A 9,803-nucleotide genomic window follows, 5' to 3' on the forward strand; every position below is an offset into this window, starting at 1 on the left:
GATCCGATCACCCCCGACCGGGTCCGGCGTGTCAACGCGCTCTACGCGAAGCGGGCCGCCGCCTCGGGGGACGTCGTGGCGGACGCCGGGAAGGCGGTGAGCCCGGTCGGCGGCCGTTACACCTGGACGCAGTCCCTGCCGTGCACGGCGTACGAGCGTGCGCACCCCGGCCTGTGCACACAGCCCGGCCGCGACCGCACCGCCCTGCACCGCGACGACGACCATCTGCACTTCTGCCTGGCTCCGACCACCACCAGGCCGAGGCCCTGCCCGGTCCGCTCCCCGGGGATCCTGCGCATCGCCCGGGAGGTCGCCAAAACCATTCGACAGGCGGCGCGTTGACCGCTCGAATGGGCGTCATGTGTGCGGTGCGAATGCATGAGGACGAGCTGGCCGTCGACGTCCCGCTGGTCGGCCGGCTGATCGCGGAGCGGTTCCCGCGGTGGGCCGGACTGCCCCTGCGGCGCCTGGAGTCCTCCGGGACGGAGAACGCCATGTTCCGCCTCGGTGCGGACAAGGTCGTACGGCTCCCCCGGCATCCCCGTGCCGTGGAGGCCATCGCCCACGAACTGCACTGGCTGCCCAGGCTGGCCCCCGAGCTGCCCGCCGCTTCCCCCGAGCCCCTCGGGCGGGGTGAGCCCGACGGCCGGTTCCCGTGGCCCTGGTCGGTGTTCGGCTGGCTGGACGGCCACAACCCGGTGCCCGGCGCGCTCGAGGAACCCGTGCCGCTCGCCCAGGACCTGGCGGCGTACGTCACGGCCCTGCGCGGGATCGACGCGTCGCAGGGCCCGCCGGGCTGCCGGGGAGTGCCGCTGGCGGCACGGGACCCCTTCATGCGCGAGGCGCTCGCGCACCTCGCGGGGCGGGTCGACACCGCCGCGGTGACGAGGGCTTGGGAGGCGGCTCTGCGCGCCCCGGAGCACACGGGGCCGCCGATGTGGGCCCACGGCGATCTGATGGCCGGGAACCTCCTGGTCACGGGCGGACGGCTCAGCGCCGTGATCGACTTCGGCACGGTGGGGGTCGGTGATCCCGCCGTCGACCTCATCGGCGCCTGGTGTGTGCTGCCCGCCGCGGCCCGCGGCGTCCTCCGCCAGGCCGTGGGTGCCGGCGAGGCCGAGTGGGCACGGGCCCGGGGCTGGGCCCTGTCGATCGCGGTCATCGCCCTGCCGTACTACTGGGACACGAACCCGCCGGTCGCGGAGAACTCCCGGCATGTGATCGGGGAGATCCTGGCCGAGACGGCGTAGGGACGGAGACGGCTCTGCCCCTTTTGGGGGGCTGCTCCGCCCCTGGGGGCACGTCACTCACCCGCGTACGCCTTCTCCAGAGCCCCGATGTCGAACTTGCTCATCGCCATGAACGCCTGCGTGACGCGGGCCGCCTTCGCGGGATCCGGGTCGCTGATCATCGCGTCGAGCCGGTCCGGGACGATTTGCCAGGACACGCCGAACCGGTCCTTGAGCCAGCCGCAGGGGCCGGGCTCGCCGCCGTTCTCGGTGAGCTTGCTCCAGTAGTAGTCGATCTCCTCCTGGTTCTCGCAGAAGAGCATGAAGGAAGTGGCCTCGGTGAACGTGAACTCGGGGCCGCCGTTGAGCCCGAGGAAGCGGTGCCCGTTGGCCGTGAACTCGACGGTCATCACACTGCCGGCGGCCTGGGGCGCTCCCTCGGGGTAGCGCGCGATCGTGCCGACGCTGGAGTTCTTGAAGACCGAGACGTAGAAATGGGCGGCCTCCTCGGCCTGGCCGTCGAACCAGAGGCACGTGGTGAAACCGTCGGTGGTCATGAGTCCTCCTGGAGGCGTGGAACGCTGTCACCACTGTCGACCGGTCCCCTCCCCGGAACTCATCGGCCGGACGGCCGGAACATTCAGGTGGTTAATACACCGTTCGGATCTAGGCTCACGGCCATGACGTCCACGCCCGCCGACAGCGGCATCCGTCCCTTCCGCATCGACGTTCCGCAGAGCGACCTCGACGACCTCCACGACCGCCTCGACCGGACAAGGTGGCCCGACGAGCTGCCCGGCGTGGGCTGGACGTACGGCGTTCCGTCGGGCTATCTGCGCGAGCTGGTGCGGTACTGGCGGCACGAGTACGACTGGCGGGCCGCCGAGGCGCGGTTGAACGCCTGGCCGCAGTTCACCACCGAGATCGACGGCGCACGGGTGCACTTCGCGCACATCCGCTCCCCCGAGCCCGACGCCACCCCGCTGGTCGTCACACACGGCTGGCCGGGATCGATCGTCGAGTTCGCCGATATCGTGGGGCCGCTGACGGACCCGGCCGCCCACGGCGGTGATCCGGCCGACGCCTTCCACGTGGTACTGCCGAGCATTCCCGGCTTCGGGTTCTCCGGCCCCACGCGGGAGACCGGCTGGGAGGCGCGCAGGATCGCCGACGCCTGGGCCGAACTGATGACGCGCCTCGGCTACGAGAGGTTCGGCGCCCAGGGCGGCGACTGGGGTGCGGGCATCTCCCGCGAACTGGGCCGCGTCCACCCCGGTCGGGTCCTCGGCATCCACCTCAATCTGCTGCCCGGCGGGCAGGCGGCCACCGAGCCGACGGCCAAGGAATTGGAGGCGCTGAGTCCCGCGGAACGGGAGCGCACGCTCATCTCCTGGCGCCGGTGGGAGACGTGGTCCCGCGAGGGGACGGGCTACTTCCATGTGCAGTCCACCCGGCCACAGACCCTGTCCTACGCCCTCACGGACTCCCCCGTGGGGCAACTCGCCTGGATCGTCGAGAAGTTCCAGGAGTGGACGGACTCCGAGGAGGTGCCCGAGGAGGCCGTCGACCGGGACCTGATGCTCACGAACGTGATGCTGTACTGGCTGACGGGCACGGCGGGTTCGTCCGCGCGGGTCTACTACGAGCGCGCCCACGCCCGGGGTGAACGGATCGCCGCCCCGCAGGAGCCCTCCAGCGCGCCGACCGCGGTGGCGTCCTTCTTCGGCGACCCCCAGATCCCGCTGCGCCACAGGGCCGAGCGGACGGAGAACATCGTCCGCTGGACGGAGTTCGACCGCGGCGGGCACTTCGCGGCGATGGAGAAGCCGGACCTGCTGGTCGGTGACGTGCGGGCGTTCTTCCGCCGGTTGCGCGAGAAGGGCTGAGCGTTCGGGCTCTGCCGGTAGCGGATCTGCCGAGGGCAGAGAAACCGTTCGCGGGCATCGTCCGAGGTCAAGAGTGGAGTCGACGGCACATCCCCGACACGTCCGCGGCACCTGTCGCCGCGACGAGGAGAACCGATGACTCCACTCTCGACACTCGCCCCGCGGGCGGAGGAGGGCGACACCCCTCCCACCCGCTTCGACGACCATCTGGCCGCCCAACTGCTGGCGCAGCGCATCGTGCTGCTGGGCACGCAGGTCGACGAGGTCTCCGCCAACCGGGTCTGCTCCCAGTTGCTCGTCCTGTCGGCGGAGGACGCCCACACCGACATCAGCCTGTACATCAACAGCCCGGGCGGTGCCGTGCACGCGGGTCTGGCCATCTACGACACGATGCGGCTGATCCCGAACGACGTCTCCACGCTGGCCATGGGCTTCGCGGCCAGCATGGGCCAGTTCCTGCTGAGCGTCGGTGCGCCGGGCAAGCGCTACGCCCTGCCGAACGCGCGGATCATGATGCACCAGCCGTCGGCGGGCATCGGCGGCACCACCGCCGACATCGAGATCCAGGCGGAGAACCTGGAGTTCACCAAGCGGACCATCGAGCGGATCACCGCCGAGCACACCGGCCAGAGCCCGGAGACCATCTCCCGGGACGGTGACCGCGACCGCTGGTTCACGGCCGAGGAGGCCAGGGAGTACGGCATGGTCGACCGGGTCGTGGAGTCCCTCGCGGACGTCCGCCCGGCGGCCACCCGGCGCAGGATGGGGCTGCAGTGATGGGTACGTACACGATTCCGAACGTCGTCGAGCGCACCCCGCAGGGCGAGCGGTCCTACGACGTGTTCAGCCGGCTGCTGTCCGAGCGGATCATCTTCCTCGGCACCGAGATCGACGACGGCGTCGCCAACGTCGTCATCGCCCAGCTCCTCCACCTTGAGTCGTCCGCCCCGGAGAGCGAGATCGCGATATACATCAACTCGCCGGGCGGCTCGTTCACTTCCCTCATGGCGATCTACGACACCATGACGTTCGTACAGGCGCCGATCTCCACGGTGTGCGTCGGGCAGGCGGCCTCCACCGCGGCCGTGCTGCTGGCCGGCGGGGATCCCGGGCAGCGGTTCGTGCTGGAGCACGCGCGGGTGCTGCTCGGACAGCCGGCCGCGGGCGGGCAGCGCGGCATGGTGTCCGACCTGGCGCTCCAGGCCAAGGAGATGGTGCGGATCCGCTCCCAGGTGGAGGAGGTGCTGGCGCGGCACACCCACCACGACGTGGCAGCCCTGCGGGCCGACATGGACCGCGACAAGGTGTTCACCGCGCAGGAGGCAGTGGGCTACGGGCTGGCCGACGAGGTGCTCAGCCGGCGCCTCGTCAAGGCCTGAGGCACCGGCCGGGCGATACGGCTCAGGCGGCCAGGCACATGCCGTCGTGCGACGAGGTGGTGGCCCCGCGGCGGCTGCCGGCCGCGTAGCGCGACGTGACGCGGGTCAGTTCGCCCTGCGCCTTCGTCAGAAGGTCGCCGAGGCCCAGTCCGAGGGCGTGGGCGGCGGCCGCGAGAACCTCCGAGGAGGCCTCCTTGCGGCCGCGCTCCACCTCCGAGAGATAGGGCATGGAAATTCGTGCCTCGTCGGCGACGTCCTTCAACGTGCGCTCCTGCGCGAGGCGTTCACGACGCAGGACGTCACCCACCAGGTCCCGCCACAGCGGCTCCTTCGCGGCGGGGGCCGCCGGCGCCTGGCGCAGCGGCGCACCGGAGGGACGCGCACCGTGCGGGCGCAGGGGGATGACTCGGGCTTCGTTCGGCGGCTGGTTGCTCACTTCTCCAGCCTAGGAATCCCGGCCGCCGGCGGAAGGGCCCGGCGTTCCGCCCTGGGTGGAATCACCCCGCACACGGGGAGGAACGGAATATTCCGCCCGATCTCACCCACGGCACCATCGGAGGGCATGGTGCGCGTCAACCCGGGTACCCGCAACTCGGGAGCGCCTATGCAGATGTCCGCCGTGACGTTCGTGGGAGAGGTAATGGAGACCGCCGTGATCCGGTCGAAGGCACAGGTCGTCGAAGAGAACGCCGAGGCCGGCGCGGGTGACGGAGCACTGCCGGGCGTCATGGACCCGCGGTCCGTGGCCCCGCGGGACGCGAGGCAGTTGTCCCGCCAGTTCTTCCAGCGCCTGACGGAACTCGAAGAGGGAACGCACGAATACCAGTACGCGCGCAACACCCTGATCGAGATGAACATGTCGCTCGTGCGCTTCGCGGCCGGCCGGTTCCGGGGCCGCGGCGACGACATGGAGGACATCGTCCAGACCGGCATGATCGGCCTGATCAAGGCCATCGACCGGTTCGAGCTCTCGCGCGAGGTCGAGTTCACCTCCTTCGCGCTGCCGTACATCGTCGGCGAGATCAAGCGGTTCTTCCGGGACACGACGTGGGCGGTGCACGTGCCGCGGCGGCTCCAGGAGCTGCGTGTGGAACTGGCCAAGGCCCGTGAGGAGCTGGCCAGTCGCCTGGACCGCGAGCCGACGGTCGCCGAGCTGGCCACGCTGATGAACATCTCCGAGCGTGAGGTCGTGGAGGGGCAGATCGCGGCAAACGGGTACAACTCGTCGTCGCTCGATGCCGCACTCACCGGCGACGGCCCGGAGGGCGGCGAGGCGGTCCTGGCCGACTTCATCGGCGTGGAGGAGGACGGGCTGCGGCTCGTCGAGGACTTCCACTCGCTGGCACCGCTCATGGCGGAGCTGAGCGAGCGCGACCGGCAGATCATCCACATGCGGTTCGTGGAGGAGGCCACGCAGGCGGAGATCGGTGAGCAACTCGGCTGCTCACAGATGCACGTCTCCCGCCTGATCAAGCGGATCATCACGCGACTGCGCGAGGGCATGCTGGGCGAGCTGGGCTGCGCCTGACACCCTCGTTTCGAAAAGCGGGTGCCGTCCCCCACGCGCGAGTGGGGCGGCACCCGCGTCTGTCTCCCACCCTGAGTTCCGTCGGCTCGCGACGGTGTCTCACCCCTGGCTTGCTTCGGAGAGCGGCAGCACGGCGCGCACGCGCTTGCCCACCGGCACCCGTTCCACACTGACCTGCTCCGCGAGCGCGTGGACGATCTCCAAGCCGTGCCGGCCGATGCGCTCGGGGTTGCGGGGGAAGATGCGGGGCAGGGCAGAGCTGCTGTCGTAGACCGACACCGTCACCGCGGTGTCGGTGCCGACGAGCTCCAGGATGTACGGCCCGTTGCTGTGCCGGTCGGCGTTGGTGATCAGCTCGCTGACCACCAGCAGCACGGCGCCGTCGACACGCTCGTCGATGCGCGCGCACCACTTGGTCCTGAGCTGGTCGAGAAAGAGCGCGGCGAAGGACCGCGCCTCGGCGATGCAGCCCTGCTCGCCGGTGTAGTGTGCCGCCCGCCGCAGCGGTTCCACGGGCACGTCGAAACCAGTCGGTATCACTGCCCCGTCCAGGTGGTCGATCATTCTTTTCTCTCCGGGAAGCCGGACTGGCCGGACGCTCTGCACCAGTGCCCCTACCCCGGGCCCGGCTTCACAGTCCTCACAGATTCTCCCCCATTCGACAACCCGGGCATTGTCCCCCCTTCGCGGGGCACCCGGAAGGAATTCAGGGCCGGCCGAGGGCGGCCGGACCGGATCACCGGAGGTGCGCGGTGGCCTGGTGGATATGGCTGGTCGTGGTGATCGCGGCGCTTGCCGCCGTCACGGCGGTGACGCTCGCCGTGCAGGCGGGCCGGCGGTCGGGGACCGTCATCGCTGTCCGGCGCCGTCCCGGCGGAAAGGGCCTGCGATGAACGAACTGCTGGCCGCACGCAGTCTGACGACCCTGCCGGTGGTCACCCTGGGCGGCGACGCCGTCGCCCAGATCAAGGACACCGTCTTCGACTCCGCCGCCGGGCGGATCACGGGTTTCACGCTCAGCGGCCGGGGTCTGCTGTCGGGCCCGTTGAAGCAGAGTCTTCCCTGGTCGGCGGTGCACGCCCTGGGCCCGTACGCGGTCATGGTCCGTGACGCCCTCGCGCTGGAGGACACCTCCGTCGTGGTGGCACGCCGTGAGGCACAGCAGGGCCGGGTGCTGCACGCCAAGGTGCTGACCGACGAGGGCACCGAGGTCGGCACAGTGCTCGACGTGATCGTCGAGAGCGGAACCAGCGGCCGGGTCGTGGGCTTCCGGATAGCCGCGGGCAAGGCGCTGGTGCAGGGCTCCAGAGGCCGCCGGCACCGGGTGTACGTGCCGCGCGGCGAGACGCTCGCGGTCTCCGGCCGCGCCCTGGTCATCCCGGCGGACGCCACCCGCTACGTCGCCGACGACCTGCCCGCCTTCGCCGCCCGGGTCGGCGCCTTCCGGGCCGGGCGGGAGGGGACGGCGCCATGATGCTGTTCTCCGAGGCGCGGGGCCTGCCCGTGCTGACGCTGACCGAGGCGGAAGAGGTCGGTGCCCTGAAGTCCCTGACGGTGGACGCGGTGACCGGTGTGGTCACCCACGTCCGGGTACGCGGCCACCACTCCCGCAAGGAGACCGTGCTGGCCTGGGGCGCCCTGCACGCCATCGGCGCCGACGCGGTGCTGGTCCGCTCGACCGCCGAACCGGCCGAAGTGCCGCCGCACCACGAGCTGCCGGGCCTGAGGATCCTCACCGAGACGGGCGACACGCTCGGCACGGTCCAGGACGTCGCGTTCGAGCCGGGGACGGGCCGGGTCGAGGCGGTCGTCACCACCCACGGCGACCTGCCGGCCGACCGGCTGCTCGGCCTCGGCGACTACGCCCTGGTGGTCCGCGCCGCTTGAGGCGTGCCGCTCGGGCCGGCCTGGTCAGGAGGCCGGCGCCTGTTGCGTCGTGCCGCCGCCGGTGTCGCTCCCGGTGTTGTTGTCGGGCGGGGGCGGCTGGGTGCCGGACGACGGCGGCTCCTCGGTCGTCGGCCCCGAGGTGTCCGTGTCCGAGGTCGGCGGTTCGCTCGTGGGCGGTTGCGACGACGTCGAGTCGGTCGGTGCCGTGGGCGTGGTGACGTTGGCCGACGGGGAGGGCTTGTCGGGCTTCTTCGTCTTGTGGTCCTTGCTGCCGGTGTCCCCCGCCTCGCGCTTGAACCACTCGCCGTCGGGTTCGCACATCACGAATTCGTCGACGGGCCGCGGAGCGGGCGTCACCATGACGACGTTCGACGACTTGTAACCCGGCCACGCGCTGCCGGTCGTCTTCGGCGCGCTCTGCTGGGCGACCGGCGGGGACAGCGGGTTGCCGCACGCGCACCGCACCCGGGGCACGCCGCGGTCGTCGACCAGGACGGCCGTGCCGGCCTGGAGGACGGCCTGGTAGCTGGTGGGGGCACCGTTCTTGTAGCCGTGGTTGGTGACGCGGGTGTCCATGCGCAGATGCACGGGGGTGAGCGAGCGCAGGTAGGCGGGGACCTCGGACGGCTGGATCCGGACGACCGAGGCGAACGCGCGCTCCTTGTCCGGGGCGTCCTCGAAGTACTTGATCTGCTTCTCCACGTCACAGCTGGCGACGTTGCGGGTGCCGCCGTACAGGCCGGGCGCGTCGCCGTTCACACCGCGCACGGCGTTCTGCGGGGCCGACTCGGTGTCCCCCGAGGGCGTGACCGGGGAGGCGGAGCTTTCCTCCTGGGCCGTCGACTCGGTGAACTCGTCCGGTCCGGTGTCGGCCGCGGGCTGGAGGAAGACCTCGCCGCTGGACGTGCTGGTGCCGCCGTCGGAGGCACCGGTTCCTCCGTTGTCGGGCCGGGAGAGCACCACGGCCAGGACCACGGCGGCCACCACGGCGGTGGCGATGATCGCGACACGGGGCACGGACCCCCACCACGGTCGGCGGGGCTCCGGCTCCTCGCCGCCCCCGCCCGGCGGCTCGGAGGGCGGCCCGCCGCCCGAGGGAGGCTGGGAGGGACCCGACAGCGGGCCCGAGGGAGGTCCTGTGGGGCGGCCGGACGACGGTGGATCGACGCTCACGAGCTCTTCTCCCGCGTGGGTTCTCTGCGGCCTTCACACAGCCGGAACGATTGGTACCGACATATGCCGCTTTTTTCCACTATGAGTTCATTGTGTGCTCCGGTCCCGTACGCCCCGCAAGCCGACGCGGACGGACCTCTCCGGCGGGCGTCCGGCTCGGGGGCTGCTTAGCGTGGCACAGTGAGTTCGCGCACCCCCTCCGGCCAGGCACGTACCTCGGGCGAGCGGGCCGTCGCCCACCACAGCTGGGCGCACGCCCTCGTCACGGTGCTCGGCGGGCTGCTCGCCATGGCACTGGTGTCCGCCCTGGGCCTGTGGGCGGCCGGGGCCGCGGACCTTCCGGACGGTTCCTTCGCCCCCGTCGTCGCGGCCACCATGGTCACCGCCGTCGGCGGCACGGTGAAACTCGCCGGAGGCGCCGGCGACCTCGCCGAGACGCGGGCGGGCCTGACGGTGATTCCCTTGTCCGTGACCCTCACCGGGGCGCTGGTGATCGCCTGGGGGTTCCTGCGTCCGCTGCGGCACCGCGCCGTGGCCGGAGCCACGGAACTGGCCGGCTGGGCCGGACGGGTGGCGGCGCTGTGGCTGCTCGCGCTGATCGGCCTGACGCTCGCCGCCCGCCACACCTTCGAGATCTCCCTCGGGGACGCCACGCTCGGTGAGCTCGCTGACCTCTTCGGCGCCTCGCCGAAGATCGGGTTCACCACCGACGTGCCGCTGT

The 9,803-nt window shown here is 71.4% G+C and carries 13 protein-coding genes and 1 pseudogene; 10 read left to right on the forward strand and 4 right to left on the reverse strand.

Annotated features, from left to right (window positions below; all coding sequences use genetic code 11):
- Both ABZ281_RS22650 and ABZ281_RS22655 read left to right on the forward strand, forming a co-directional pair.
- A pseudogene (locus tag ABZ281_RS22650) lies at positions 1–342 on the forward strand (SGNH/GDSL hydrolase family protein); the annotation flags it as partial.
- Positions 343–359: 17 nt separating this feature from the next.
- Complete coding sequence (locus tag ABZ281_RS22655; protein ID WP_356658076.1) at positions 360–1,250, forward strand: aminoglycoside phosphotransferase family protein; 891 nt, start codon at positions 360–362, stop codon at positions 1,248–1,250.
- A gap of 53 nt (positions 1,251–1,303) precedes the next feature.
- Here ABZ281_RS22655 and ABZ281_RS22660 read toward each other — a convergent pair whose 3' ends face one another.
- On the reverse strand, positions 1,304–1,786 hold the full coding sequence (locus ABZ281_RS22660; RefSeq protein WP_356658078.1) for a VOC family protein: 483 nt from the start codon (positions 1,784–1,786) through the stop codon (positions 1,304–1,306).
- Positions 1,787–1,909: 123 nt separating this feature from the next.
- Here ABZ281_RS22660 and ABZ281_RS22665 point away from each other — a divergent pair, with 123 nt between their 5' ends.
- The 3 genes from ABZ281_RS22665 to ABZ281_RS22675 all read left to right on the forward strand — a co-directional run bounded on the left by ABZ281_RS22665 (position 1,910) and on the right by ABZ281_RS22675 (position 4,494).
- On the forward strand, positions 1,910–3,115 hold the full coding sequence (locus ABZ281_RS22665) for an epoxide hydrolase family protein (RefSeq protein WP_356658080.1): 1,206 nt from the start codon (positions 1,910–1,912) through the stop codon (positions 3,113–3,115).
- A gap of 135 nt (positions 3,116–3,250) precedes the next feature.
- Entirely contained in the window at positions 3,251–3,892 is a 642-nt protein-coding gene (locus ABZ281_RS22670; protein WP_356658082.1) for an ATP-dependent Clp protease proteolytic subunit, read from the forward strand.
- Complete coding sequence (locus tag ABZ281_RS22675; RefSeq protein WP_356658084.1) at positions 3,892–4,494, forward strand: ATP-dependent Clp protease proteolytic subunit; 603 nt, start codon at positions 3,892–3,894, stop codon at positions 4,492–4,494. Before ABZ281_RS22670 ends, ABZ281_RS22675 begins: the two co-directional genes overlap by 1 nt.
- A 22-nt stretch (positions 4,495–4,516) precedes the next feature.
- Here ABZ281_RS22675 and ABZ281_RS22680 read toward each other — a convergent pair whose 3' ends face one another.
- Complete coding sequence (locus ABZ281_RS22680) at positions 4,517–4,930, reverse strand: helix-turn-helix transcriptional regulator (protein ID WP_356658086.1); 414 nt, start codon at positions 4,928–4,930, stop codon at positions 4,517–4,519.
- Between the two features lie 204 nt (positions 4,931–5,134).
- Between ABZ281_RS22680 and ABZ281_RS22685 the strand changes: the two genes are divergently transcribed.
- Positions 5,135–6,022, forward strand: a complete 888-nt coding sequence (locus tag ABZ281_RS22685; protein ID WP_356658100.1) for an RNA polymerase sigma factor SigF — start codon at positions 5,135–5,137, stop codon at positions 6,020–6,022.
- 99 nt (positions 6,023–6,121) lie between these two features.
- On the opposite strand, the gene ABZ281_RS22690 is transcribed toward ABZ281_RS22685, so the two are convergent.
- Positions 6,122–6,586 (reverse strand): ATP-binding protein, encoded by a 465-nt coding sequence (locus ABZ281_RS22690; RefSeq protein WP_356658088.1) that lies wholly within the window; start codon positions 6,584–6,586, stop codon positions 6,122–6,124.
- A 188-nt stretch (positions 6,587–6,774) separates the two neighbouring features.
- On the opposite strand from ABZ281_RS22690, the gene ABZ281_RS22695 reads away from it, so the two are divergent.
- The 3 genes from ABZ281_RS22695 to ABZ281_RS22705 are packed head-to-tail and all read left to right on the forward strand — an operon-like array spanning position 6,775 to position 7,909.
- A complete protein-coding gene (locus ABZ281_RS22695) occupies positions 6,775–6,915 on the forward strand; it encodes a hypothetical protein (RefSeq protein WP_356658090.1) in 141 nt (46 codons plus the stop codon).
- Positions 6,912–7,496, forward strand: coding sequence for a PRC-barrel domain-containing protein (locus ABZ281_RS22700; protein WP_356658092.1), 585 nt, complete (start codon positions 6,912–6,914; stop codon positions 7,494–7,496). Before ABZ281_RS22695 ends, ABZ281_RS22700 begins: the two co-directional genes overlap by 4 nt.
- Entirely contained in the window at positions 7,493–7,909 is a 417-nt protein-coding gene (locus ABZ281_RS22705; protein WP_356658094.1) for a PRC-barrel domain-containing protein, read from the forward strand. Before ABZ281_RS22700 ends, ABZ281_RS22705 begins: the two co-directional genes overlap by 4 nt.
- Positions 7,910–7,933: 24 nt before the next feature.
- Here ABZ281_RS22705 and ABZ281_RS22710 read toward each other — a convergent pair whose 3' ends face one another.
- Positions 7,934–9,082, reverse strand: coding sequence for a DUF6777 domain-containing protein (locus ABZ281_RS22710; protein WP_356658096.1), 1,149 nt, complete (start codon positions 9,080–9,082; stop codon positions 7,934–7,936).
- 180 nt (positions 9,083–9,262) lie between these two features.
- Between ABZ281_RS22710 and ABZ281_RS22715 the strand changes: the two genes are divergently transcribed.
- The coding region (locus ABZ281_RS22715; RefSeq protein WP_356658098.1) for a streptophobe family protein at positions 9,263–9,803 on the forward strand (541 nt) is incomplete at its 3' end.

The organism is Streptomyces sp. NPDC006265 (genome assembly GCF_040613555.1).
In the GTDB taxonomy this organism is placed as follows: Bacteria; Actinomycetota; Actinomycetes; order Streptomycetales; family Streptomycetaceae; genus Streptomyces.

What these genes read in the sequence shown, in the direction of transcription:
- ABZ281_RS22655 (WP_356658076.1), top strand. Translation starts at nt 360, where the DNA reads ATGTGTGCGGTGCGAATGCATGAGGACGAGCTGGCCGTCGACGTCCCG.
- ABZ281_RS22660 (WP_356658078.1), bottom strand. Translation starts at nt 1,786, where the DNA reads ATGACCACCGACGGTTTCACCACGTGCCTCTGGTTCGACGGCCAGGCC.
- ABZ281_RS22665 (WP_356658080.1), top strand. Translation starts at nt 1,910, where the DNA reads ATGACGTCCACGCCCGCCGACAGCGGCATCCGTCCCTTCCGCATCGAC.
- ABZ281_RS22670 (WP_356658082.1), top strand. Translation starts at nt 3,251, where the DNA reads ATGACTCCACTCTCGACACTCGCCCCGCGGGCGGAGGAGGGCGACACC.
- ABZ281_RS22675 (WP_356658084.1), top strand. Translation starts at nt 3,892, where the DNA reads ATGGGTACGTACACGATTCCGAACGTCGTCGAGCGCACCCCGCAGGGC.
- ABZ281_RS22685 (WP_356658100.1), top strand. Translation starts at nt 5,135, where the DNA reads ATGGAGACCGCCGTGATCCGGTCGAAGGCACAGGTCGTCGAAGAGAAC.
- ABZ281_RS22690 (WP_356658088.1), bottom strand. Translation starts at nt 6,586, where the DNA reads ATGATCGACCACCTGGACGGGGCAGTGATACCGACTGGTTTCGACGTG.
- ABZ281_RS22700 (WP_356658092.1), top strand. Translation starts at nt 6,912, where the DNA reads ATGAACGAACTGCTGGCCGCACGCAGTCTGACGACCCTGCCGGTGGTC.
- ABZ281_RS22705 (WP_356658094.1), top strand. Translation starts at nt 7,493, where the DNA reads ATGATGCTGTTCTCCGAGGCGCGGGGCCTGCCCGTGCTGACGCTGACC.